Source organism: Dickeya oryzae (genome assembly GCF_009372235.1).
GTDB classification, from domain to species: domain Bacteria; phylum Pseudomonadota; class Gammaproteobacteria; order Enterobacterales; family Enterobacteriaceae; genus Dickeya; species Dickeya oryzae.
The window spans coordinates 251,415-276,879 of the sequence record NZ_ML762921.1 but is presented as its reverse complement, the minus strand read 5'-3'; the positions used below and the strand labels follow the sequence as shown (position 1 = coordinate 276,879).

General features: G+C 54.4%; 23 protein-coding genes. 21 read left to right on the top strand and 2 right to left on the bottom strand.

Annotated elements, in window-relative coordinates:
- Window positions 1-185: 185 nt before the first annotated feature.
- The 4 genes from FAZ14_RS06395 to cra all read left to right on the top strand — a co-directional run bounded on the left by FAZ14_RS06395 (window position 186) and on the right by cra (window position 5,834).
- Window positions 186-1,991, top strand: coding sequence for an AMP-dependent synthetase/ligase (locus FAZ14_RS06395; protein ID WP_038926621.1), 1,806 nt, complete (start codon window positions 186-188; stop codon window positions 1,989-1,991).
- Window positions 1,992-2,370: 379 nt separating this feature from the next.
- Complete coding sequence (gene ilvI, locus FAZ14_RS06390) at window positions 2,371-4,092, top strand: acetolactate synthase 3 large subunit (protein ID WP_016940608.1); 1,722 nt, start codon at window positions 2,371-2,373, stop codon at window positions 4,090-4,092.
- A 2-nt stretch (window positions 4,093-4,094) separates the two neighbouring features.
- Complete coding sequence (gene ilvN / locus FAZ14_RS06385; RefSeq protein ID WP_016940607.1) at window positions 4,095-4,586, top strand: acetolactate synthase small subunit; 492 nt, start codon at window positions 4,095-4,097, stop codon at window positions 4,584-4,586.
- A gap of 243 nt (window positions 4,587-4,829) precedes the next feature.
- A complete protein-coding gene (gene cra, locus FAZ14_RS06380) occupies window positions 4,830-5,834 on the top strand; it encodes a catabolite repressor/activator (RefSeq protein ID WP_016940606.1) in 1,005 nt (334 codons plus the stop codon).
- Window positions 5,835-5,998: 164 nt separating this feature from the next.
- On the opposite strand, the gene FAZ14_RS06375 is transcribed toward cra, so the two are convergent.
- Window positions 5,999-6,460 carry an L-alanine exporter AlaE gene (locus FAZ14_RS06375; protein WP_153508247.1) on the bottom strand — a complete coding sequence of 154 codons (462 nt, stop codon included), beginning with the start codon at window positions 6,458-6,460 and terminating at the stop codon, window positions 5,999-6,001.
- Window positions 6,461-7,327: 867 nt separating this feature from the next.
- Between FAZ14_RS06375 and mraZ the strand changes: the two genes are divergently transcribed.
- The 16 genes from mraZ (at window position 7,328) to lpxC (ending at window position 24,368) form a co-directional block, all read left to right on the top strand.
- Complete coding sequence (mraZ, locus tag FAZ14_RS06370; RefSeq protein ID WP_012886172.1) at window positions 7,328-7,786, top strand: division/cell wall cluster transcriptional repressor MraZ; 459 nt, start codon at window positions 7,328-7,330, stop codon at window positions 7,784-7,786.
- A gap of 2 nt (window positions 7,787-7,788) precedes the next feature.
- Window positions 7,789-8,730 carry a 16S rRNA (cytosine(1402)-N(4))-methyltransferase RsmH gene (gene rsmH / locus FAZ14_RS06365; protein WP_019843383.1) on the top strand — a complete coding sequence of 314 codons (942 nt, stop codon included), beginning with the start codon at window positions 7,789-7,791 and terminating at the stop codon, window positions 8,728-8,730.
- Complete coding sequence (gene ftsL, locus FAZ14_RS06360) at window positions 8,727-9,050, top strand: cell division protein FtsL (RefSeq protein ID WP_012886170.1); 324 nt, start codon at window positions 8,727-8,729, stop codon at window positions 9,048-9,050. Before rsmH ends, ftsL begins: the two co-directional genes overlap by 4 nt.
- 22 nt (window positions 9,051-9,072) lie before the next feature.
- Window positions 9,073-10,836 (top strand): peptidoglycan glycosyltransferase FtsI, encoded by a 1,764-nt coding sequence (locus FAZ14_RS06355; RefSeq protein ID WP_016940603.1) that lies wholly within the window; start codon window positions 9,073-9,075, stop codon window positions 10,834-10,836.
- Window positions 10,823-12,307 carry a UDP-N-acetylmuramoyl-L-alanyl-D-glutamate--2,6-diaminopimelate ligase gene (gene murE, locus FAZ14_RS06350; RefSeq protein WP_016940602.1) on the top strand — a complete coding sequence of 495 codons (1,485 nt, stop codon included), beginning with the start codon at window positions 10,823-10,825 and terminating at the stop codon, window positions 12,305-12,307. Before FAZ14_RS06355 ends, murE begins: the two co-directional genes overlap by 14 nt.
- On the top strand, window positions 12,304-13,665 hold the full coding sequence (gene murF, locus FAZ14_RS06345; RefSeq protein ID WP_153508246.1) for a UDP-N-acetylmuramoyl-tripeptide--D-alanyl-D-alanine ligase: 1,362 nt from the start codon (window positions 12,304-12,306) through the stop codon (window positions 13,663-13,665). The genes murE and murF overlap by 4 nt, the downstream gene beginning before the upstream one ends.
- Window positions 13,659-14,741 carry a phospho-N-acetylmuramoyl-pentapeptide-transferase gene (mraY, locus tag FAZ14_RS06340; protein WP_016940600.1) on the top strand — a complete coding sequence of 361 codons (1,083 nt, stop codon included), beginning with the start codon at window positions 13,659-13,661 and terminating at the stop codon, window positions 14,739-14,741. The genes murF and mraY overlap by 7 nt, the downstream gene beginning before the upstream one ends.
- 2 nt (window positions 14,742-14,743) lie before the next feature.
- Complete coding sequence (gene murD, locus FAZ14_RS06335; RefSeq protein ID WP_038926626.1) at window positions 14,744-16,057, top strand: UDP-N-acetylmuramoyl-L-alanine--D-glutamate ligase; 1,314 nt, start codon at window positions 14,744-14,746, stop codon at window positions 16,055-16,057.
- Window positions 16,057-17,259: a cell division protein FtsW gene (ftsW, locus tag FAZ14_RS06330; RefSeq protein WP_016940598.1), complete on the top strand. Its 1,203-nt coding sequence runs from the start codon at window positions 16,057-16,059 to the stop codon at window positions 17,257-17,259. The genes murD and ftsW overlap by 1 nt, the downstream gene beginning before the upstream one ends.
- Window positions 17,256-18,347 (top strand): undecaprenyldiphospho-muramoylpentapeptide beta-N-acetylglucosaminyltransferase, encoded by a 1,092-nt coding sequence (gene murG / locus FAZ14_RS06325; protein ID WP_016940597.1) that lies wholly within the window; start codon window positions 17,256-17,258, stop codon window positions 18,345-18,347. The genes ftsW and murG overlap by 4 nt, the downstream gene beginning before the upstream one ends.
- A gap of 51 nt (window positions 18,348-18,398) precedes the next feature.
- Window positions 18,399-19,859, top strand: coding sequence for a UDP-N-acetylmuramate--L-alanine ligase (murC, locus tag FAZ14_RS06320; RefSeq protein WP_016940596.1), 1,461 nt, complete (start codon window positions 18,399-18,401; stop codon window positions 19,857-19,859).
- Window positions 19,860-19,866: 7 nt separating this feature from the next.
- Window positions 19,867-20,022 (top strand): hypothetical protein, encoded by a 156-nt coding sequence (locus FAZ14_RS20190; protein ID WP_194287064.1) that lies wholly within the window; start codon window positions 19,867-19,869, stop codon window positions 20,020-20,022.
- A 1-nt stretch (window position 20,023) separates the two neighbouring features.
- Complete coding sequence (ftsQ, locus tag FAZ14_RS06315) at window positions 20,024-20,878, top strand: cell division protein FtsQ (protein WP_016940594.1); 855 nt, start codon at window positions 20,024-20,026, stop codon at window positions 20,876-20,878.
- Window positions 20,875-22,131, top strand: a complete 1,257-nt coding sequence (gene ftsA / locus FAZ14_RS06310; RefSeq protein ID WP_012768377.1) for a cell division protein FtsA — start codon at window positions 20,875-20,877, stop codon at window positions 22,129-22,131. Before ftsQ ends, ftsA begins: the two co-directional genes overlap by 4 nt.
- Window positions 22,132-22,204: 73 nt before the next feature.
- Window positions 22,205-23,356 (top strand): cell division protein FtsZ, encoded by a 1,152-nt coding sequence (ftsZ, locus tag FAZ14_RS06305; protein ID WP_012886159.1) that lies wholly within the window; start codon window positions 22,205-22,207, stop codon window positions 23,354-23,356.
- 94 nt (window positions 23,357-23,450) lie between these two features.
- On the top strand, window positions 23,451-24,368 hold the full coding sequence (gene lpxC / locus FAZ14_RS06300) for a UDP-3-O-acyl-N-acetylglucosamine deacetylase (protein WP_012886158.1): 918 nt from the start codon (window positions 23,451-23,453) through the stop codon (window positions 24,366-24,368).
- An 18-nt stretch (window positions 24,369-24,386) separates the two neighbouring features.
- Here the strand turns inward: lpxC and FAZ14_RS06295 are convergent, their stop codons facing one another.
- Window positions 24,387-24,908, bottom strand: coding sequence for a DUF721 domain-containing protein (locus FAZ14_RS06295; RefSeq protein ID WP_038926629.1), 522 nt, complete (start codon window positions 24,906-24,908; stop codon window positions 24,387-24,389).
- A 27-nt stretch (window positions 24,909-24,935) separates the two neighbouring features.
- On the opposite strand from FAZ14_RS06295, the gene secM reads away from it, so the two are divergent.
- Window positions 24,936-25,442 carry a secA translation cis-regulator SecM gene (secM, locus tag FAZ14_RS06290; RefSeq protein WP_153508245.1) on the top strand — a complete coding sequence of 169 codons (507 nt, stop codon included), beginning with the start codon at window positions 24,936-24,938 and terminating at the stop codon, window positions 25,440-25,442.
- Window positions 25,443-25,465 lie beyond the last annotated feature (23 nt).

Genomic DNA, 25,465 nt, shown 5'->3' with positions numbered 1-25,465 from the left:
TTGGTACTTGATTCCCGCAGTGATGTCAACATCGGGATCATCGCCGGTGGTGATATTCGGGGTGTTTTGCCCGTCACATTACTGGTGGAAAAGCGGCGTAAAGGGCTTTGACGCTACTGATGGGCGCGGTAGACTGCCTGCCCGGTTTTTACGCCTATTTTTGAGATTGTCAGACTTTTACGCGCATGAAGACGAATTTACTCCCACAATACCATCTGGTTCACCGCATTCAGCAACAAATAGCCCAACGTCCTGACGCGCTGGCGTTTCGTGAATGGGAACCCGATCAGGAACAGCAACTTGACTGGCATCAGGTGGGCGAGCGTATTCGCCGCATCGCCTGCGGCCTGCTGGGAGTGGGCGTTGATGTTCAGGAGCGGGTGGCCATCTTCTCTGATAATTCGATCAACTGGTCGCTGGCAGACCTGGCATTGTTGCACTTGCGCGCGATTACCGTGCCGCTTTATGCCACCAGTGCGGCGCAACAGGCGGCCTTTATTCTCAATGAGGCGGATATCCGAACCGTTTTTGTGGGCGGTCAGGCACAGTTTGATTTGCTGATGTCGCTGCGCAGTACCTGCCCACAACTGCGCACCATTATTTTGCTTGATGAGCAGACACGTCGCCGGGGTTGCGATATTGCCGTCTCACTGCAGGAGTTTGAAGCGCAGGCCGAGTTATCCGTGTGGGAGTCTGTCCTGCGCCAGCGTGTGGCAGAGCGGGATCTGCACGATCTGTTCACGCTCATCTATACCTCCGGTACTACCGGTGAGCCGAAAGGCGTCATGCTGGATTACGCCAACATGGCAACCCAACTGATGTTGCATGATGAGCGGTTGCAGATAAGCGAACAGGACGTGTCGCTATGCTTTTTGCCGTTATCGCACGTATTCGAACGTGCCTGGAGCTTCCTTATCATGCACCGCGGCGCACAGAATGTGTATCTGCGTGATACCAATCAGGTACGTGCGGCGATGACAGCGGTGAGCCCGACGGTGATGTGTGCCGTACCGCGTTTTTACGAGAAGGTGTTTAGCGCAATCCATGAAAAAGTGGCGCAGGCACCGTGGCATCGACGTGCGCTGTTTCATTGGGGAATCGCCCAAGGCACGAAGCGGTTTTTACGCCAACAAGCCGGAAAACGCGCTGGTGTGTGGAATGCGCTGACCTGCCAGCTTGCTGATCGACTGGTATTGTCACGTCTGCGTCAGTTGCTGGGAGGAAAGGTGCGTTTTCTGCCAGCGGCGGGTGCGCGTCTGGATGACAATATCATCGCTTTCTTTCAGGCGATGGGGGTGCGTATCGTTTATGGTTACGGCCTGACGGAAACCTGCGCCACGGTGTCCTGCTGGGAAGCGAATCAGTACCTGCTCGGATCGGTGGGGACGCCATTGCCGGGTATTGAGGTGCGTATCGGCGAGCAAAATGAAATCCAGGTACGTGGTGCGACTGTGATGCGCGGCTACTACCAGCGTCCACAAGACACTGAGGCCGCGTTCACACCAGACGGCTGGTTTAAAACCGGTGATGTGGGTGACGTAGACGGGAACGGTAACCTGTTCATCACCGAACGCCTCAAAGATCTGATGAAAACCTCAGGCGGCAAATACATTGCGCCACAGCATTTGGAAGGGGCACTGGGGCAGGATCGTTTCATTGAGCAGGTCGCGGTGATAGCGGATGCCCGCAAATATGTCTCTGCGTTGATTGTGCCGTGTTTTGAAGCACTGGAAGAGTATGCCCATTCGATTAACCTGCGTTATCAGGACCGGCTGGAGCTGTTGCGCCATAGCCATATTGTGTCGCTGTTTGAACAGCGGCTGCGTGAGGTACAAAAAGAGTTTGCCCGCTTTGAGCAGGTGAAGAAATTCACCTTGTTGCCGACGCCGTTTAGTCAGGAGGAAGGCGAACTGACTCCAACATTAAAACTCCGTCGTAAGGTCATTCATCAGCGTTATCAGCTGGAAATTGAGGCAATGTACACCGAGTAGCAGACATTTCGACGGCGATGACGCACGTTGAGTCGCATTTTTATCGTCAATATTTCACTCTGTAATGCCTGACCACGGCGGGATATTTTTTAATGCCGTGGTCACTCCCCAGCGTTTTATCTGTTTCGTTCCTCTTTTAACAGTTGATTTACCATTATCTCACCGTTGCCAGCCCGGCAGCAGCGTTTGCCTGCGTCATAATCTGGCGTTATGTTAATAAGTTATATGTAAAAACCCGGGCGATATACTGTGAAAGCGCAGGCGTGTGGCGCAAGCTCGCACGCTGTTGTTTCATTCACCGTGTATCGTCTAATGAGCGCGGGGGGTTCCCCTGTCAATGCAGAAGCAACTCGCTATCTGAACAATAAGAGGCAAACCCATGGAGATGTTGTCAGGCGCCGAGATGGTGATTCGATCGTTGATCGATCAGGGCGTAAAACATGTGTTCGGCTATCCGGGCGGTGCGGTGCTGGATATTTACGATGCGCTGCACACCGTTGGCGGTATAGAACACATTCTGGTGCGCCACGAGCAGGGCGCAGTACATATGGCAGACGGCTACGCCAGAGCGACGGGTGAAGTCGGCGTCGTGCTCGTGACCTCGGGGCCGGGCGCAACCAATGCCATTACCGGTATTGCCACCGCGTACATGGATTCCATTCCGCTGGTGGTGATTTCCGGCCAGGTGGCGACGTCACTTATCGGGTATGACGCCTTTCAGGAATGCGACATGGTGGGGATTTCCCGCCCGGTGGTGAAGCACAGTTATCTGGTTAAGCAGACCGAAGACATTCCCACCGTGCTGAAAAAAGCCTTCTATCTGGCGTCGACGGGGCGTCCAGGACCGGTGGTGGTGGATTTGCCAAAAGATATTCTTAATCCGGCGAAAAAGCTGCCGTATGCCTATCCTGATCAGGTCAGTCTGCGCTCTTATAACCCGACGGTGCAGGGGCACAAAGGCCAAATCAAACGCGCGCTGCAAACATTGCTGGCCGCCGAGCGCCCGGTCATTTACAGCGGTGGCGGCGTTGTCAACGCCAATTGCCATCAGGAACTGCGCGAACTGGCGGAAAAACTCAACCTGCCAGTGGCAAGCTCGTTGATGGGGCTGGGCGGTTTCCCGGGCACCCATCGTCAGAGTCTCGGTATGCTTGGCATGCACGGTACCTACGAAGCCAACATGGCGATGCATAACGCTGATGTTATCTTCGCTGTTGGGGTTCGTTTTGACGACAGAACCACCAATAATCTTGCGAAGTACTGCCCGAACGCCACCATTTTGCACATCGATATCGACCCGGCGTCCATCTCTAAAACGGTGGCGGCGGATATTCCGATCGTCGGCGATGCACGTCAGGTGTTAAGCCTGATGCTGGAGCTGCTGACGCAAGGTGGTGAGGTTCAGCAGAAATTTGACGCGATGCGTGACTGGTGGCTGCGTATCGAGCAGTGGCGTTCCCGTCAGTGCCTGAAATACAACACCGATGGTGACGCCATCAAACCACAGGCGGTTATCGAAACGCTGCATCGCCTGACACAAGGCAAGGCTTACGTGGCATCCGATGTGGGGCAGCATCAAATGTTCGCTGCGCTGTATTATCCGTTTGACCAGCCGCGTCGTTGGGTCAATTCCGGCGGCCTGGGGACAATGGGCTTCGGTTTGCCTGCCGCGCTGGGTATCAAGCTGGCATTGCCAGAAGAAACGGTTATCTGCGTGACCGGTGACGGCAGTATCCAGATGAATATTCAGGAGCTGTCTACCGCACTGCAATATGACCTGCCGATTGTGGTGGTGAGCCTGAATAACCGCTTCCTCGGTATGGTGAAACAGTGGCAGGACATGATCTACTCCGGCCGTCACTCCAGTTCTTACATGGAATCCCTGCCAGACTTCGTCAAGCTGGCGGAAGCCTACGGCCATGTCGGCATCACCATCGATACCCCGGATGAGCTGGAGCCGAAGTTGAAAGCGGCGCTGGAACAGAAAAATCGGCTGGTGTTTGTGGATGTGCGGGTAGACAGCAGCGAGCATGTCTATCCGATGCAGATCCGCGGTGGCGGGATGGATGAGATGTGGCTAAGCAAAACGGAGAGGACCTGATCATGCGTCGTATTTTGTCGGTATTGCTGGAGAACGAATCGGGTGCTCTGTCGCGCGTGATTGGCCTGTTTTCTCAACGCGGTTACAACATTGAAAGCCTGACCGTCGCCCCGACGGACGACCCTACCTTGTCGCGGATGACCATCCAGACCGTGGGTGACGAGAAAGTGCTGGAGCAGATTGAAAAGCAACTGCATAAACTGGTGGACGTGCTGCGGGTTAGCGAACTGGGTCAGGGCGCGTACGTTGAGCGTGAACTGATGCTGGTGAAATTGCAGGCCACCGGTTATGGCCGCGAAGAGGTCAAACGCAGTGCGGAAATCTTCCGCGGGCAGATTGTCGATGTCACGGCATCGCTGTATACCGTGCAACTGGCGGGGACCAGCGAGAAGCTGGATGCGTTTCTTAACAGCGTGCGCGAAGTGGCTGAAATTGTTGAAGTGGCGCGTTCTGGCGTTGTAGGCGTATCGCGCGGAGATCGCGTTATGCGCTGACGCAGTGCTGAAATGTCGTCGATTGTTTGACGATTTGCTGATTTTCATACGGCAATACCTGCTTTTCTGGTGGTATTATTGAGCCCGGCCATGAAGCCGGGCTTTTTTGATCCTGATTGCTGTAAATAATAAAAGCGGTTGCCCGTCAGTGTTTTCTGCGTTTAGATCGGTATCATATCCACGGTTAATGCATGGTTATCTTTCCATTCTTTGTTTTTTGTCCGGCTTATTAAGGGGTTGCCAGTGAAACTGGATGAAATCGCGCGTCTTGCTGGGGTTTCGCGTACAACGGCCAGTTATGTGATTAACGGTAAAGCGAAACAATATCGTGTCAGCGATAAGACCGTTGAGAAAGTGATGGCGGTGGTCAGGGAGCATAACTACCATCCGAACGCCGTCGCAGCTGGTTTGCGTGCCGGGCGTACCCGTTCTATCGGGCTGGTCATTCCTGATCTGGAAAACACCAGTTACACCCGTATCGCCAATTATCTGGAGCGTCAGGCCCGGCAGCGTGGTTATCAGTTGCTGATCGCCTGTTCCGAGGATCAACCCGATAATGAGATGCGTTGCATTGAACATCTGTTGCAACGTCAGGTGGATGCCATCATCGTGTCGACGGCGCTGCCGCCGGAGCACCCGTTTTATCAGCGCTGGGCCAACGATCCTCTGCCGGTCATCGCCCTCGATCGCGCGCTGGATCGTGAGCATTTTACCAGTGTGGTCGGCGCAGACATGGAAGATGCTGAGATGCTGGCGCAAGAGCTGCGTAAGGTGCCTGCTGAATCGGTTATGTACCTGGGTGCACTGCCGGAACTGTCGGTGAGTTTTTTGCGTGAGCAAGGATTCAGACGTGCCTTCGCAGAGGATCCGCGCCAGGTGAATTATATCTATGCCAACAGCTATGAGCGTAGTGCAGCGGCGGCAGTGTTTGAAGAATACCTGAAGACCCACCCCATGCCGCAGGCGCTGTTTACCACCTCGTTTCCGTTGTTGCAGGGCGTGATGGACATAACGCTCAGGCAGAGTGGCCGTTTGCCGAACAATCTGGCTATCGCCACATTCGGTGATAATGAATTGCTGGATTTCCTTGAGTGCCAGGTGCTGGCGGTGGCGCAGCGTCATCGTGAAGTGGCTGAGCGCGTACTGGAACTGGTACTGGCCAGTCTGGATGAGCCGCGTAAGCCGAAGCCGGGTTTATACCGTATTCGCCGGAATCTCTATCGTCGTGGTTTTTTGAGCCGTCATTGATCGACATCATGCGGAGCGGGAGTCATTTTTCACTCCGCGCCGCATGAGATAATTCTTATTTTTATCTTTGTGCCCAAAATAATTCGAGCATTCAGGAATGCCGCCAACATACCTGTAACGTGAAGTATGACAGGTATATTGATATGGCTGTTAATTGTTCAGAATTAATGGCCAGCAATTTGCGCACGAGAAGAAACATCAACCCGAAACAGACGACGACAATATTCCAGAAAATAACCGTACGCCACCCCCATCACCATCGAGATTACCGCATTGCTGGCGACAGCTTTCAGAATTTGTGATGGTTCTGCACCAATCGTTAACAGAATAGCGACATAAACTGGCGACTGAAAACTGACGTAGGCAAACAGGTCCGCCATATTTTTCCCCCAGCGCGAATTGGCGTTCAGACGTTGCGCCAGTGCAACAATCCAGTCCCGATAAAGCCCATAAGGCCAGGCAATCACGATATTGACCGGAATCGACAGTAATCGGGAGGAGAGTGACTGCTCGAAGGTCATTCCTGACAATACGATTTCGATTGCCATACCAGTCAGGAAGCAATACACCACCATGGCCACCGTATCGGCGATGATGCCACGCATGCGGGAAATGAAGAAAAACATATCGTAGGGCTCCTTGGTGAAGGATAATAACGTTGCTTGTGGCGTGTTTTATTGGTGTTTCATTTTGCTTTATTGGTTTTTTTGTAGTTTATATAACTATTTATTATTTTTTAACTAGCTTAAAAAACTTATTTTCGGTCGTTTTTTGTTCAGGGGCGCAACTTTATGGTTGCAAATCGTCTTTTTCATTCGTTTATCGTGATTGATATGATTAATTTAATATAAAACAAATAGTTATAAATATTGGTGGCGGTGGGGGAAGCAAGGAGTCGAAAGAGAGAAAGATTGCAACGGAAACGTTGCTGAACAGTAAAGTGCAAGTGAATGTGAATGGTACTGGAAATAAAGCCAGTTATTCTGTCTGGTAAAGGTAAGACAGCAGGTTAATGTTTCAGGCATGAATAGATAACCTGAGTTGAAGTGGCCATCAGTGTGTTTCAGGTCAAAAAAATGCGATCCCAGAGGTGATAGTTCCATTTTTTTAGCCATGATTTTTGCTGGCAGGAATAATTATTTCCAAAAATGCTTAAAAATCAGCCTGTAAAAATATTTCGACATCGTTAGAATATTTAAGAAATAGCTATCGAACGGTAATAGTCAAAATAATATTGCACCGAAAGAAAAATCCTATATCTTTAGCCCCCTCGCTGAAAGCCATTAATTTTCCTTAAATAATCACAGCGTTAATCCGCATTATTTTTTCGTGGTGGTTTTTGAACTGTTTTTTCACACTCTGACCTGGCAGGAAATAATGCCTGGGCGCATCCGTGCTGGCTTGACAAGGTTTTCATCCCCTCCGTAAACTCTCAATAGTGGGGATTTGTGGGGCAAAGTGGTAAAAAGGGTCATGAAGGACTAAATACTGTCATGTTTCGTGGGGCGACGCTGGTCAATCTCGACAGTAAAGGGCGGCTTGCCGTTCCTACCCGTTACCGGGACTTACTGAACGAGGAAGCTCAAGGTCAGATGGTATGCACCATCGACCTGCATCAGCCCTGCCTGCTGCTTTACCTGCTACCTGAATGGGAAATTATCGAACAGAAACTTTCTCGCCTGTCGAGTATGAACCCCGCTGAGCGTCGTGTTCAGCGCCTGCTACTCGGGCATGCCAGCGAATGCCAGATGGACAATGCCGGAAGGATATTGATTGCCTCGACGCTACGTCAGCATGCGGGTCTTACGAAAGAAGTGATGCTGGTTGGGCAGTTCAACAAGTTTGAACTGTGGGATGAACAGACCTGGTATCGACAAGTCAAGGAAGATATTGACGCAGAGCAGTCAACTCAGGAGCCCTTGTCTGAGCGGCTGCGGGACTTATCACTATAGTCATGGCAGAAACGTTTAAGCACACCACCGTGTTGCTGGATGAGGCCGTCAACGGCCTGAACATTCGCAGCAACGGTATCTACATCGACGGTACGTTTGGCCGGGGTGGCCATTCCCGTCTTATTCTGTCCCAGCTTGGGCCGGAAGGTCGTTTGTTAGCTATCGATCGCGATCCTCAGGCGGTTGCTGTTGCTAATACCATTGATGACGCTCGCTTTTCTATTATCCACGGACCTTTTTCCGAACTGGCTGATTACGTCGATGAACGTGGGCTGACCGGCAAAATCGACGGTATTTTGCTGGATTTGGGGGTGTCTTCCCCTCAGCTTGATGACCCGGAGCGAGGATTCTCGTTTATGCGTGATGGGCCGCTGGATATGCGTATGGACCCCACGCGAGGCCAGTCCGCCGCCGAATGGCTGATGAAGGCGGAGGCGGATGACATCGCCTGGGTACTGAAAACGTTCGGCGAAGAGCGTTTTGCCAAGCGTATCGCCCGCGCGATTGTGGAGCGTAACCGCATCGACCCATTGACCCGAACCAAAGCGTTGGCGGAGTTGATTGCCGCTGCCAGTCCGATTCGGGAAAAGCACAAACATCCGGCGACCCGGTCATTTCAGGCTATTCGCATTTATATCAACAGTGAGCTGGAAGAGATCGAGCGGGCGTTGGACGGGGCATTGAAAGTACTGGCTCCCGAAGGGCGTTTGTCGGTGATCAGCTTCCATTCGCTGGAAGACCGTATTGTGAAACGTTTTATCCGTCAGCATAGCCGGGGGCCGCAGGTGCCAGCCGGTTTGCCGTTGACGGAAGAACAACTGCGTAGTCAAGGCGGCCAGACGCTCAAGTCAATCGGCAAAATGATGCCGCCTGATGACGAAGTGGCAGAAAATCCGCGTGCGCGCAGCTCGGTATTGCGCTTTGCCGAGAGGCTGCCGTCGTGATCGGGAATGAGCGCCATTCGCTGGGCGGCGTTATCGGTGATGACCTGTTGCGTCATGGCAAGTTGCCGCTGTTGTTGCTGATAGCGGTCTTGGTGTCCGCCATCATGGTGGTCACCACCGCACATCGTACACGTCTGTTGACGGCAGAGCGTGAGCGGTTGTTGCTGGAGCGCGATGCGCTGGATATCGAGTGGCGCAACCTGATTTTGGAAGAGAATGCCCTGGGCGATCACAGCCGTGTCGAGCAGATCGCTACTGAGAAACTGCATATGGTGCACGTTGATCCTTCACAGGAAAATATTGTGGTTAAACAACAATGAATTAGCAGGTATCGCCTAAATTATGAGAGCAGCGCGACCAGGAAAAGTGAAACGTCAGGAAGAACATGCCAGCTTTGTCAGCTGGCGTTTTGCGTTGCTTTGCGGCGGTATTTTGTTGTGCATGTTGGGGTTGATGTTGCGCGCGGCATACTTGCAGGTGATCGCGCCTGATAAGTTGGTGCGTGAAGGGGATATGCGTTCCCTGCGCGTACAAGAGATTCCCACCGCTCGCGGTATGATCAGCGATCGTGCAGGCCGTCCGCTGGCGGTGAGCGTACCGGTCAATGCGGTCTGGGCCGATCCGAAAGACGTGAATGATCATGGCGGTATCTCGCTGGATACGCGCTGGAAGGCGCTGGCGGATGCGCTGGAAATCCCGCTCGATCAGATAGCCACGAAAGTGAACGCCAACCCGAACGGCCGTTTTGTCTATCTTGCCCGTCAGGTAAACCCGGCGATCGGCGAGTATATCCACAAGCTAAAATTGCCAGGCATCAACCTGCGTCAGGAGTCTCGCCGTTATTACCCTTCCGGACAGGTGACGTCGCACCTGATCGGTTTTACCAATATTGATGGTCAGGGTATTGAAGGGATTGAGAAAAGTTTTGATCGCTGGCTGACCGGCCTCCCCGGTGAGCGGACTGTGCGCAAAGACCGCTTTGGGCGGGTCATTGAAGATATTTCTTCGGTGGAGAGTCAGGCGGCACACAACCTGATGCTCAGTATCGATGAGCGCCTGCAGGCACTGGTATACCGCGAACTGAATAACGCCGTGGCGTTCAATAAAGCTGAGTCAGGCACTGCCGTACTGGTGGATGTGAACACCGGTGAAGTACTGGCTATGGCCAACAGCCCTTCTTACAACCCGAACAACCTGAGCGGCACGCCAACCGACGTCATTCGTAACCGTGCCATCACCGACATTTTTGAACCTGGCTCCACCGTAAAACCTATGGTGGTGATGACGGCGCTACAGCGTAATGTGGTCAAGGAAAACGCGGTACTCAACACGATGCCGTATTACATCAACGGCCATGAAATCAAGGACGTGGCGCGTTACAGCGAACTGACGCTGACTGGGGTATTGCAGAAATCCAGTAACGTTGGCGTCTCACACCTTGCATTGGCGATGCCAGCTTCTGCGTTAGTGGATACTTACTCTCGCTTTGGATTGGGTAAAGCCACCAACCTGGGGTTGGTGGGCGAAAGTCTGGGGCTGTACCCGAATCGTCAGCGCTGGTCGGATATTGAACGCGCCACTTTCTCGTTTGGCTATGGCCTGATGGTCACGCCGCTGCAACTGGCGCGTGTCTACGCGACCATCGGTAGTTTCGGTATCTACCGCCCGCTTTCGATTACCAGGGTCGACCCGCCGGTACCCGGAGAGCGTGTGTTCTCTGAACAGATTGTCCGTACTGTGGTGCACATGATGGAAAGTGTCGCGCTGCCCGGTGGCGGTGGTACCAAGGCCGCAGTAAAAGGCTACCGCATCGCGATTAAAACCGGTACGGCGAAAAAGGTCGGCCCGGATGGCAAGTACATCAACAAATACATCGCTTATACCGCTGGGGTGGCACCAGCCAGTAATCCGCGCTTTGCGCTGGTGGTGGTGATTAACGACCCTCAGGCGGGGAAATACTACGGTGGTGCGGTGTCGGCACCGGTATTTGGCGCGATCATGGGCGGCGTGCTGCGCACCATGAATATCGAGCCGGATGCGTTGGCGACCGGTGAGAAAAGTGAGTTTGTAATCAACAGAAAAGAGGGTTCAGGTGACAGATCGTAACTTGCGCGATGTCCTGACTCCGTGGGTGAAAGACGCCCCGGAGCGCGCGCTGCGGGAAATGACATTAGACAGCCGCGTGGCGGCTGCCGGGGATCTGTTTGTGGCAGTGGTCGGTCACAAGACGGATGGGCGGCACTATATTCCGCAGGCCATTGCGCAGGGTGTCGCGGCGGTTGTCGCGCAGGCGGATGACGCTACGCCCGATGGTACCCTGACTGAAATGCACGGCGTACCGGTGATTTATCTGGCGCACCTCAACCCGCGGTTGTCGGCGCTGGCGGGGCGCTTCTACCGCCAGCCATCGACCGCGTTGCAACTGATTGGCGTCACCGGGACTAACGGTAAAACGACGACGACCCAGTTGCTGGCGCAATGGAGCCAGGCATTGGGCAAAACCAGTGCGGTCATGGGCACGGTAGGGAATGGGTTGCTGGGGCATGTAGTGCCATCAGAAAACACCACCGGTTCGGCGGTGGATGTACAGCAGATTCTGAGCCAACTGGTGGATCAAGGGGCGGATTTTGCTGCCATGGAAGTGTCTTCGCATGGGCTGGTGCAGCATCGGGTTGAAGCCTTGTCGTTTGCGGCCGCTGTCTTTACCAACCTGAGCCGCGACCACCTCGATTACCACGGCGACATGGCGAATTATGAGGCCGCCAAGTGGCGGTTGTTCGCCGAGCATCAGGTCGGTCAGAAAATCATTAACGCTGACGATGAGGTCGGGCGTCGTTGGTTAAGCCGCCTGCCAGACGCCGTGGCGGTGAGTGTCGCGGGCAGTGTCGATAGCGCCCGTGCACATTGGCTGAAAGCCACCCACATCGATTATCACGACAGCGGTTTTACGGTGCAGTTTGATTCCAGTTGGGGCGCAGGTTCCATCAATAGCCGTCTGATGGGAGAGTTCAACGTCAGTAACCTGTTGCTGGCCCTGGCGACGCTGCTGTCGTTAGGGTATCCGCTGGAGCAACTGGTGGAGGCCGGTTCTGCGTTGCAGCCTGTTTGCGGTAGAATGGAAGTTTTTCTTGCCAGTGGACGTCCGACGGTTGTGGTGGATTATGCCCATACCCCGGATGCGTTGGAGAAAGCACTGGCAGCGGCGCGTTTGCACTGCCGGGGAACGTTATGGTGCGTCTTCGGATGTGGCGGCGATCGTGATAGAGGTAAGCGCCCACTAATGGGGGCGATTGCAGAACAACTGGCAGATCGGGTGATTGTGACTGATGACAACCCGCGTAGCGAAGACCCGCAGGCGATCGTGACGGATATTTTGAGTGGGCTGCTGGATGCAGGTCGGGTGCAGGTGATTGCCGGGCGAGCGGAAGCTGTTACCAGTGCGGTGATGCAGGCGGCGGCCGATGATGTGGTACTGGTCGCCGGTAAAGGGCATGAAGATTACCAACTGGTAGGAAATGAGCGATTGGATTATTCGGATCGCATTACGGTCGCACGTTTGCTGGGGGTTATCGTATGATCAGCGTTTCATTGCAACAGCTGGCTGATGTACTGGGTGCCCGTCTGGTGGGTGAAAACCTGACTATTAGCGACGTGTCCACCGATACCCGCAAACTTAGCGCCGGGTGTTTATTCATCGCGTTACGTGGCGAAAAATTTGATGCTCATGATTACGCGGCGGATGCCGTTAATAATGGGGCAGCAGCATTATTGGTGAGTAAGCACTTACCAATCAATGTGCCGCAATTGGTGGTAGAAGATACGCGTTTGGCGTTGGGCGTCATGGCCAGTTGGGTGCGCCAGCAAAGTCGTGCGCGCGTCGTGGCGCTGACAGGGTCATCGGGAAAAACGTCTGTTAAGGAAATGGCCGCATCGATTCTGCGCCAGTGCGGCAATGTGCTCTACACCGCCGGTAACTTCAACAATGACATCGGTGTGCCGTTGACGCTGTTTCGCCTGACGCCAGAGCATGACTACGCGGTGATCGAATTGGGTGCCAACCATATCGGTGAAATCGCCTACACCACGGCGATGGTACGACCGGAGGCGGCATTGGTGAATAACCTGGCTGCTGCGCATCTGGAAGGCTTTGGTTCGCTGGAAGGGGTGGCTCAGGCCAAAGGTGAAATTTTTGGCGGTTTGCCTTCGCAGGGCGTGGCGATCGTCAATGCGGACAGTCACGACGAAGCTCGCTGGCAGAATGTGCTGACAGGGAAAACACTGTGGCGCTTTTCCCCACAGGGATGCGCTGGGGTTGATTTTTACGCCAGTGATATCCGTGTCAGCGAACGGGGTACGGATGTCGTATTGCACACGCCGATGGGCGATATCGCTGTGACGCTACCGTTACCGGGGCGCCACAATATCGCCAACGCGCTGGCTGCAACGGCGCTGGCGTTGGCGGTCGGGGCATCGCTTGCGGCGGTGAAAGCGGGTCTGGAGCAGTTACAGGCGGTGTCTGGGCGCTTGTTCCCCATTGCGCTGGCCCCCGGGAAGTTGCTGCTGGACGACAGCTACAACGCCAATGTCGGTTCAATGACGGCCGCCGCGCAGGTGCTGGCGGAGATGCCCGGCTATCGGGTGCTGGTGGTCGGCGATATGGCGGAGTTGGGTCAGGACGCCCAGGCATGTCATCGCCAGGTAGGTGAAGCGGCCCGCAACGCGAATATTGATAAGGTGCTGAGTGTGGGAACGCTGAGTGCGTTGATTGGTGAAGCGAGCGGCACTGGCGAGCATTTTGATAATAAAACGGCGTTGATTGAGCGTTTGCGTGCGCTGGTAACACAACATAATACCATTACCGTCTTAATTAAAGGTTCACGCAGTGCTGCGATGGAACAGGTAGTACACGCATTACAGGAGAATGCTACATGTTAGTTTGGCTGGCCGAATATCTGGTCAAGTTTTATTCCGGCTTCAACGTCTTTTCGTATCTGACGTTTCGGGCCATTGTCAGCCTGCTGACGGCATTAATTATTTCCCTGTGGATGGGGCCGCACCTGATTGCCTGGCTGCAACGCCTGCAAATCGGTCAGGTAGTGCGTAACGAAGGGCCGGAATCTCATTTTAGCAAGCGGGGTACCCCGACCATGGGCGGCGTGATGATCCTCGCATCGATCATTATTTCGGTGTTGTTGTGGGTCAATTTGGCTAACCCCTATGTCTGGTGCGTACTGCTGGTGCTGGTGGGATACGGCATCGTCGGGTTTGTAGATGACTATCGCAAAGTGGTGCGTAAAGACACCCGTGGGCTGATTGCCCGCTGGAAGTATTTCTGGCAATCGGTGCTGGCGTTGGTCGTCGCGTTTTCCATGTATGCGATTGGTAAAGATACCCCGGCAACACAACTGGTGGTGCCGTTCTTCAAAGACGTAATGCCACAGTTGGGCCTGATGTATATCGTGCTGGCCTATTTCGTGATTGTCGGCACCAGCAACGCGGTTAACCTCACTGACGGTCTGGATGGGCTGGCTATCATGCCGACGGTGTTTGTGGCGGTGGGTTTTGCGTTGGTGGCCTGGGCGACCGGTAACATGAATTTCGCCAGCTATCTGCACATTCCGTATATCCGGTATGCCAGTGAACTGGTGGTGGTATGTACCGCGATTGTCGGCGCGGGTCTCGGGTTTTTGTGGTTTAACACTTACCCTGCGCAAGTCTTCATGGGTGATGTTGGTTCACTGGCGTTGGGCGGCGCATTGGGCACTATCGCTGTGCTGCTGCGTCAGGAGTTTTTGCTGGTGATTATGGGCGGGGTTTTCGTGGTGGAAACGCTGTCCGTTATTTTGCAGGTCGGTTCTTTCAAACTGCGCGGCCAGCGGATTTTCCGCATGGCACCTATCCACCATCACTATGAACTGAAAGGGTGGCCGGAGCCGCGAGTCATCGTGCGGTTCTGGATTATTTCGCTGATGTTGATGCTCATCGGACTGGTAACGCTCAAGGTACGGTAAAAATGGACTATCAGGGTAGAAAGGTTGTCATTATCGGGTTAGGGCTGACAGGGCTCTCCTGTGTTGATTTTTTCCTTGCACGCGGGGTTGTGCCGCGCGTGATGGATACCCGTACCAGTCCGCCGGGGTTGGATAAACTGCCCGCTTCCGTCGAGCGTCATCTTGGCGGCCTTAATGATGAATGGTTGCTGTCTGCTGACTTGATTGTCGCCAGCCCTGGTATCGCGTTGGCGACGCCGGTGCTGTGCGATGCGGCGACGGCCGGTATTGAGATTATCGGCGATATCGAATTGTTCTGCCGTGAGGCTCAGGCGCCGATTGTCGCGATTACTGGCTCTAACGGCAAAAGCACTGTCACCACACTGGTGGGCCAAATGGCGCAGGCGGCCGGTTGGGCTGTCGGTGTGGGCGGTAACATCGGTGTTCCGGCACTGGAGTTGCTCAAGCAAGAAAGCCAGCTGTATGTGCTGGAGTTGTCGAGCTTTCAACTGGAAACCACCCACAGCCTGCATGCGGCTGCCGCGACGATCCTCAACGTTACCGAGGATCACACCAACCGTTACCCGCTTGGGTTGCAGCAATACCGTGCCGCCAAGTTGCGCATTTATGAGAATGCCAAAGTCTGCATCGTGAATGCCGATGACGCTCTGACGATGCCGGTACGCGGCGCTGATGCGCGTTGTCTGAGCTTCGGGGTGGATGTAGGCGATTATCATCTGAACCGGCAACAGGGTGAAACCTGGCTGCGGGTGAAGGGTGAGCGGGTGTTGAATACCCGAGAAATCAAACTGGTCGGGCAGCATAACTACACCAATGCGCTGGCTGCGCTGGCGCTGGCGGATGCGGTGGGTATCCCGCGCTCGTCGGCATTGACCGCGCTGACCACCTTTACCGGCCTGCCGCACCGTTTCCAGTTGTCGCTGGAGCGTAACGGTGTGCGTTGGGTGAATGATTCTAAAGCCACCAATGTTGGTAGCACCGAAGCGGCATTGAGTGGGCTGCATGTCGACGGAACGTTGCATTTGCTGCTGGGCGGAGATGGAAAATCGGCTGATTTCTCTCCGCTGCTGCGTTACCTGCAAGGTGATCGTATTCGGCTGTACTGCTTTGGACGTGATGGCGGACAACTGGCGGCGTTACGCCCGGAGATTGCCCAGCAGACTGACACCATGGAGCAGGCGATGCGCCTGATAGCCAGCGTCGCCCAACCTGGGGATATGGTGTTGCTGTCACCGGCCTGCGCCAGTCTCGATCAGTTCCGTAGCTTTGAACAGCGTGGCGATGAGTTCGCTCGTCTGGCGGAGGAACTGGGATAATGCGCCTTATCGGGGCCGGCATGTTCGAGCGTCTCAAGAGCTGGGTGATGGGGACGCGTGAAAGCGACAACCTCAGCACGGTGCTGTATGACCGGACGTTGCTGTGGTTGACCCTGGGGCTGGCGGTTATTGGTTTTGTGATGGTGACGTCGGCGTCGATGCCCGTCGGACAACGTCTGGCCAGTGATCCTTTTCTGTTCGCCAAACGCGATGCGCTGTATCTCGGGTTGGCGTTCGGTTTATCGCTGGTCACCATGCGGGTACCGATGGAGGTCTGGCAGCGTTACAGCGTGGTATTGCTGCTGGTATCGATGGTGATGTTGTTGATCGTGCTGGTGGTCGGTAGCTCGGTGAACGGGGCGTCCCGCTGGATTTCTCTGGGGCCGTTGCGTATCCAGCCTGCGGAATTATCGAAGTTGTCGTTGTTTTGCTACCTCTCCAGTTACATGGTGCGCAAAGTCGATGAGGTGCGTAACAACTTCTGGGGGTTTTGTAAGCCGATGGGCGTGATGGTGGTGCTGGCAGTGCTGCTGCTGGCCCAGCCGGACCTCGGTACGGTGGTGGTGCTGTTTATTACGACACTGGCGATGTTGTTTCTTGCAGGGGCGAAGCTGTGGCAGTTCCTGGCAATCATCGGCTGTGGCATCTTCGCCGTCGCACTGTTGATTATCGCTGAGCCGTATCGTGTGCGCCGTGTCACCTCGTTCTGGAACCCGTGGGACGACCCGTTCGGTAGCGGCTACCAGTTAACACAGTCGCTGATGGCGTTTGGGCGCGGTGAATTGTGGGGGCAGGGGCTCGGTAATTCGATACAGAAGTTGGAGTATCTGCCGGAGGCGCACACTGACTTTATTTTCTCCATTCTGGGGGAAGAGCTGGGCTATATCGGTGTGGTTTTGGCGTTGTTAATGATATTCTTCGTCGCTTTTCGAGCGATGTCGATAGGACGTCGCGCACTGGAAATCGACCAGCGTTTTTCGGGTTTTCTGGCGTGCTCCATCGGTATCTGGTTCAGCTTTCAGACGCTGGTGAACGTTGGTGCCGCCGCCGGTATGTTGCCGACCAAGGGGCTGACATTACCGCTTATCAGCTACGGTGGGTCCAGTTTGCTGATTATGTCGACAGCCATTGTGTTGTTGTTGCGAATTGATTATGAAACGCGCCTGACCAAAGCGCAGGCGTTTACGAGAGGTGCCCGATGAGTGGCGAAGGCAAGCGTTTGATGGTGATGGCTGGCGGGACGGGGGGACATGTGTTTCCCGGTTTGGCCGTAGCGCATCACTTGATGGCGCAAGGCTGGCAGGTCCGCTGGCTGGGCACAGCTGACCGGATGGAAGCGGACCTGGTGCCGAAGCACGGTATCGACATCGATTTTATCCGCATTTCCGGTCTGCGTGGCAAGGGGCTGAAAGCCTTGTTGCTGGCACCGGTGCGTATTTTCCGGGCGGTGAGGCAAGCGCAGGCGATTATGCGTCGCTATCAGCCGGATGTGGTGTTGGGTATGGGCGGTTATGTCTCGGGGCCTGGCGGTCTGGCAGCCTGGCTGTGTGGTATCCCGGTAGTGCTGCATGAGCAAAACGGCATTGCCGGATTGACTAACCGCTGGCTGTCCCGCATCGCCAAAAAAGTCTTACAGGCGTTTCCGGGGGCATTTCCGAATGCGGATGTCGTCGGGAATCCGGTGCGTACTGACGTACTGGCGCTACCATCCCCGACAGAACGGTTAGCTGAGCGCAGTGGCCCGGTGCGCGTCCTGGTCGTTGGCGGAAGTCAGGGGGCCAGGGTATTGAATCAAACCCTGCCCGGCGTGGCGGCGCGATTACATGATGCAGTTACCATCTGGCATCAAACCGGCAAAGGGGCACAGGCGGAAGTACAGGCAGCCTATGCAAAAGCGGGTGAGTCTCAACACCGGATTACCGAGTTTATCGACGACATGGCGGCGGCGTATGCGTGGGCAGATGTCGTCGTGTGCCGTTCTGGCGCCCTGACGGTTAGCGAGATTGCCGCCGCCGGGTTGCCAGCGTTGTTTGTGCCGTTCCAGCATAAGGATCGGCAGCAGTACTGGAATGCATTGCCGCTGGAGCAAGCGGGGGCGGCAAAGATTATCGAGCAGGCTCAACTGAGCGTGGATGCGATAAGCGACGTGTTGTCCTCCTGGGATCGTACCACCTTGCGTGATATGGCGCAGAAAGCCAGAACCGTTGCGATCCCTGATGCGACGGAGCGGGTAGCGGCTGAAGTGGCGGCAGCGGCGATGCAGCGGACAGCTCAGGCTGTCCGGAATTAATTGATGATGGCCGACAGTCGTCGGCGTTGATGTAGGTTGCGATAAAAGATAGTGAATACTCAAGAACTGGCGAAACTGCGTTCAATCGTGCCCGAGATGCACCGTGTCCGGCACATCCATTTTGTCGGCATCGGCGGTGCTGGCATGGGCGGTATCGCCGAAGTACTGGCTAATGAAGGGTATGAGATCAGCGGTTCCGATCTGGCACCTAATGCGGTAACGCAACAACTGACCGATTTGGGCGCCCGGATCTATTTCCACCATCGTCCGGAAAACGTGAACGAGGCGAGCGTTGTGGTCGTGTCCAGCGCGATTTCGGCTGATAACCCGGAGATTATCGCGGCACATGAGGCCCGTATTCCGGTGATTCGTCGGGCAGAGATGCTGGCAGAATTGATGCGCTTTCGCCACGGCATCGCCATTGCCGGGACGCACGGCAAGACAACCACTACCGCGATGGTCACCAGTATCTACGCGGAAGCCGGTCTGGACCCAACGTTCGTGAATGGTGGTTTGGTTAAAGCGGCGGGAACGCACGCCCGTTTGGGGTCGAGCCGTTACCTGATTGCGGAAGCCGATGAAAGTGATGCGTCGTTCCTGCATTTGCAGCCGATGGTCGCGATTGTGACGAACATCGAAGCCGACCACATGGACACCTATCAGGGAGATTTTGAGAACCTCAAGCAGACGTTCATCAACTTCCTGCACAACCTGCCGTTTTACGGCCATGCGGTGATGTGTCTTGATGATGCGGTGATCCGTGAATTGTTGCCAAAAGTGGGGCGTCACATCACCACCTACGGCTTTAGCGAAGACGCGGATGTGCGGGTCGCTGATTACCGGCAGGTAGGGGCTCAGGGGCTGTTTACCCTGGCGCGTCAGGGCAAACCGTTGCTCAACGTGACCTTGAACGCACCGGGTCGTCACAATGCGTTGAACGCGGCGGCGGCAGTAGCGGTGGCGACAGAAGAAGGGATTGATGACGAGGCTATCCTGCGGGCATTGGTGCGTTTTCAGGGAACGGGCCGCCGGTTCGATTTCCTGGGCGAGTTTCCGCTACAGCCGGTCAACGGCAAAAGCGGCAGTGCCATGCTGGTGGATGATTACGGGCATCACCCGACGGAAGTGGACGCCACGATTAAAGCGGCGCGAGCAGGCTGGCCGGATAAGCGTCTGGTGATGATTTTCCAGCCGCATCGATATACCCGTACGCGCGATCTGTACGATGACTTTGCACATGTGTTATCGCAAGTGGATGTGCTGCTGATGCTGGATGTGTACCCGGCAGGTGAAGCACCGATTCCGGGAGCGGATAGCCGATCGCTGTGCCGCACGATCCGTGGTCGCGGTAAAATTGACCCGATCATGGTGCCTGATGTCGAGACGCTGCCTGAGTTGTTAGCGCAAGCGTTGCAAGGCGATGATCTGGTGCTGGTTCAGGGTGCCGGCAATATTGGCAAACTGGCGCGTCGGCTGGCGGAAAACCGCCTGCAGGCGAAGTCTACAGACTGAGAACAGGATGACTGAGCTTGTGATGGTAGTGATGAAACACGCCAACGCTGACTACGAGGAAACCCGCCAACGGCAGGGTGAGGTGTGTTGCATCGAGATGTCGCGCCCAGTCATGACAAACAACGGTTACCGCCGCGTACCTGTTGTGGAGTTAGCGGATTAGTATGTCGCAGGCGGCGCTGAATACACGCGGACGTGAGCAGGAAAAAGGCGCACGGCGTAGCAATGGTGGTCAACTGGCAGGAATTATTTTTCTGTTGATGGTGGCCGGTACCATCCTGTGGGGAAGCTGGATGGTGTTGGGCTGGATGAAGGATGCCAGCCGTTTGCCACTATCCAGACTGGTGGTGACAGGTGAGCGGCACTACACCACCAATGACGATATTCGTCAGGCGATTTTGTCGCTGGGGCCGCCCGGCACATTCATGACCCAGGACGTGAATGTCATTCAGCAGCAGATAGAACGTCTGCCCTGGATTAAGCAGGCCAGTGTGCGCAAGCAGTGGCCGGACGAATTAAAGATTCATCTGGTTGAATTCGTTCCGTTTGCGCGGTGGAATGACCAGCTTATGGTTGACAGCGAAGGTAATGCCTTCAGCGTGCCAGCAGAACGTATCGGTAATAAAAAAATGCCGATGCTGTATGGCCCTGAAGGTGGAGAGGAGGATGTGCTGGAGGGATACCGCGAGATAAGCCAGACACTCGCGGCAGGCAAATTTACGGTAAAGATGGTGGCGATGACCGCGCGTCATTCATGGCAGGTTGGGCTGGACGATGATATTCGCCTTGAACTGGGACGTGATGACCGAAGCCGCCGTCTGGCGCGTTTTCTGGAGCTTTATCCGTTGCTGCAGCGGCAGGCTCAAAATGAAAACAAGCGGATTGGTTATGTGGATTTACGGTATGACACCGGCGCTGCAGTAGGTTGGAGCCCGGCATTTATTGATCAGCAAAAAGACATTGATCAGCAAAAGAACGGTAATCAGCAACAGAATCAGGCACAGGCTAAACAGCAATGATCAAGTCGACGGACAGAAAACTGGTAGTTGGGCTGGAAATCGGTACAGCAAAAGTCGCTGCACTGGTCGGTGAAGTTCTGCCTGATGGCATGATCAATATCATCGGTGTGGGAAGCTGCCCGTCACGGGGCATGGATAAAGGCGGCGTCAACGATCTGGAGTCGGTGGTCAAATGCGTGCAGCGTGCCATCGATCAGGCGGAGCTGATGGCCGATTGTCAGATCTCTTCAGTGTATCTGGCGTTGTCTGGCAAGCATATCAGCTGCCAGAACGAGATTGGCATGGTGCCTATCTCTGAAGAAGAAGTCACGCAGGATGATGTAGAAAGCGTGGTGCATACGGCCAAGTCTGTCCGGGTACGTGATGAACACCGAATTCTGCATGTTATCCCGCAGGAATACGCTATTGATTATCAGGAAGGGATTAAAAACCCGGTCGGTCTGTCTGGTGTGCGGATGCAGGCCAAAGTGCATCTGATCACCTGTCATAACGACATGGCGAAGAACATTGTGAAAGCGGTGGAACGCTGCGGTCTTAAAGTTGACCAGCTGATTTTCGCCGGTCTGGCATCGAGTTATGCCGTATTGACGGAAGACGAACGCGAGCTGGGTGTGTGTGTGGTGGATATCGGTGGTGGCACCATGGATATGGCGGTGTATACCGGCGGCGCGCTGCGTCACACAAAAGTGATTCCTTATGCTGGTAACGTAGTCACCAGCGATATAGCCTATGCGTTTGGTACGCCGCCGACAGATGCAGAAGCAATTAAAGTGCGCTACGGTTGCGCGCTCGGTTCCATCGTCAGTAAGGATGAAACCGTGGAAGTACCGAGTGTTGGCGGGCGTCCACCGCGTAGTCTGCAGCGGCAGACGCTGGCGGAGGTGATTGAGCCTCGCTATACCGAGTTATTGAATCTGGTGAATGACGAGCTGTTGCAGTTGCAAGAACAACTGCGTCAGCAAGGTGTGAAGCATCATCTGGCTGCGGGTATCGTGCTGACCGGCGGTGCGGCGCAAATTGATGGTCTGGCGGCCTGCGCACAGCGAGTGTTCCATACACAGGTGCGTATTGGTCAGCCGCTGAACATCACTGGATTGACGGACTATGCGCAGGAGCCCTATTACTCGACAGCAGTGGGGCTGCTGCATTACGGCAAAGAGTCTCATCTGAGTGGTGAACACGAAGTTGAGAAACGGACTTCGGTCAGCAACTGGTTTAAACGCCTGAATAGCTGGCTGAGAAAAGAATTTTGACGGTTATCAAAAGAGATCATTAGCACGACTTTTTTGATCTTGAAGCAATACAGGCACAAGACGGAGAGAAACTATGTTTGAACCAATGGAGTTAACCAACGACGCGGTGATTAAAGTCATCGGCGTCGGTGGTGGCGGCGGTAACGCTGTCGAACACATGGTGCGTGAACGCATCGAAGGTGTTGAATTCTTTGCGGTTAACACCGATGCTCAGGCGCTGCGTAAAACAGCTGTCGGCCAAACCATCCAGATCGGTAGCGGTATTACCAAAGGTCTGGGGGCGGGTGCTAACCCGGAAGTTGGCCGTAATTCTGCCGAAGAAGATCGCGAAGCGCTGCGTTCTGCTCTGGAAGGGGCGGACATGGTGTTTATCGCCGCAGGTATGGGGGGCGGCACCGGTACTGGCGCTGCACCTGTCGTGGCTGAAGTCGCTAAGGATCTGGGTATCCTGACCGTGGCAGTTGTGACCAAGCCATTTAATTTTGAAGGCAAAAAACGCATGGCGTTTGCCGAGCAGGGGATCGCGGAGCTGTCTAAGCACGTTGACTCACTGATTACCATCCCCAATGACAAGCTGTTGAAAGTGTTGGGTCGTGGTATTTCTCTGCTGGATGCGTTTGGCGCGGCTAACGACGTGCTCAAAGGCGCAGTACAGGGTATCGCTGAGCTTATCACTCGTCCGGGTCTGATGAACGTCGACTTCGCTGACGTGCGTACCGTCATGTCCGAAATGGGTTATGCCATGATGGGTTCTGGTGTGGCTCGCGGCGAAGATCGTGCCGAGGAAGCGGCTGAAATGGCGATTTCCAGTCCATTGCTGGAGGATATCGACCTGTCTGGTGCGCGTGGCGTGCTGGTCAACATTACTGCCGGTTTCGATCTGCGTCTGGATGAATTTGAGACTGTTGGTAATACCATTCGCGCGTTTGCATCCGATAATGCAACCGTCGTAATTGGTACATCGCTCGATCCGGATATGAACGATGAACTGCGGGTGACTGTGGTGGCGACCGGTATCGGCATGGACAAACGTCCTGAAATTACGCTGGTTACTAACAAACAGAGCAGCCAGCCGGTTATGGATCACCGCTATCAGCAGCATGGCATGGCGCCGCTGACGCAGGAAAAACCTGCGGCCAAGGTGGTGAATGACCAGAGCGTACAGACCAATAAAGAGCCGGATTATCTCGATATTCCTGCCTTCCTGCGTAAGCAGGCAGACTAAGGTTTGGTTGGAATCTCCGCTCTTTGTGCTAAACTGTGCCGCCGGCCTTAGTGTAAGCTAAGGCTGTAGGTTCAGATGAATGCGAGATAATACGATGATCAAACAACGTACATTAAAACGTATCGTACAGGCGACAGGGGTCGGTCTTCATACCGGCAAGAAAGTCACCCTGACTATGCGTCCTGCACCGGCTAATACCGGGGTCATCTATCGTCGTACTGACTTGAATCCACCGGTTGATTTTCCGGCTGATGCCAAATCCGTGCGTGATACCATGCTCTGTACTTGCCTGGTTAATGAGCATGACGTGCGTATTTCAACGGTAGAGCATCTGAATGCGGCTCTGGCGGGATTGGGCATCGACAATATCGTTGTTGAAGTGGATGCGCCTGAAATTCCGATCATGGATGGTAGCGCTAGTCCATTTGTCTACCTGCTGCTGGATGCTGGTATCGAAGAACTGAACTGTGCCAAGAAGTTTGTTCGAATCAAACAGCCTGTACGCGTAGAAGACGGTGACAAATGGGCAGAACTGAAGCCTTTCAACGGGTTCAGTCTGGATTTCACTATCGATTTCAATCACCCGGTGATTGATTCTGGTTCACAACGCTTCAAGCTGGATTTCTCCGCTGATGCATTCGTGCGCCAAATCAGCCGCGCGCGTACCTTTGGTTTTATGCGTGATATCGAGTATCTGCAGTCCCGTGGTTTGTGCCTGGGTGGCAGTTTCGATTGTGCGATCGTAGTGGATGACTATCGTGTGCTGAACGAAGATGGTTTGCGCTTTGATGATGAATTTGTTCGCCACAAGATGCTGGACGCGATTGGCGACCTGTTCATGTGTGGTCACAACATCATTGGTGCGTTCACGGCATTCAAATCTGGTCATGCGCTCAACAACAAGCTGTTGCAGGCGGTGTTGGCCAAACAGGAAGCATGGGAATACGTGACCTTTGAAGACGAAGCGGAAATGCCGCTGGCTTTCAAAGCGCCGTCTACCGTTCTGGCCTGAGTCTGTTCTGATATGACATTATGACGACTGGTTTTTGCTGGTATTCTCTCCGGCCAGCGAAGCCAGTCGTTTTAATATTTTCTGTAGCCGTTCCGGGCTTTGCTCCGCTAATCCTTTCAATATCTCCGCACTCTGTGCGCTGAGTATTCTTGTGGTCGTCGTGGTTGTGATATCTGTTGACGTAACGGCAGGTGTTTTCTCGTTTTCATGTATTTTTGCGGCCAGTACTGGATTAATCCTGATGTCGATCGCCGCCAATGATGGTAGTATTTGTGCGCGCAGAGCGGAAAGTAGGGCGGGTTGTTCATAACGTAACCGCATCAGCCAGTTGGCGCTGGCGGTTTCCAGTATCAGCAGTCCGTGACGATAGTTAGCTACCCGACAATACGGACGCAGCGCGGTCGGCAGCAGCGCATGCACAGCCCGATTGAGCTTTAACAGTGCGAGCGCGCGTTGCTGAATGTCATGCAATGGGCCTGACCCGGTTTGCGATGCGCCATCGAAAAATGACTCCAGTGATTGTGGACGGTTATCACGCATAACGCAGGCTCCGACGGAAAGAAACTTGTGATTGGTATTTTAAATCGTTGGCGACAATTTGGCAGACGTTATTTCTGGCCTCACCTGCTGTTGGGGATGGTCGCGGCGACGCTTGGTCTGCCTGCTAACTTCGCCGAGTCTCGTGAGACTGCTACCGAGCTCAATTCCGCTTCGGCGTTTAGTCGTCCCAATGTATCTTATTTCAATCTCACGCATCTGGCGGCATTAAAAGACTCGCGTCGTCGCTCGCCATTCAGTAATGATTTCTGGCATCAGCATGCCATTCGCACGGTAATCCGTCACCTGTCATTTGCGTTTACGCCACCCGCTACCATTATTGAAGCGGCTGAGGCTTCCCGGTTACACCATCACCGGGTGCTATTGGAAACGCTGAATGCGTTGCTGACTCGCGAAGCCGCACCACAACGTACTGCCAGTAAAGAACTGGCACCGACGTATTTTTCTCCTTCCCATCACACCGGTCTATGGCTGGCGCAGGTTCAGGGTATTCGCGCCGGGCCGATGTTCTCCTGATTGTCATCGTATTCTGTTTGTAT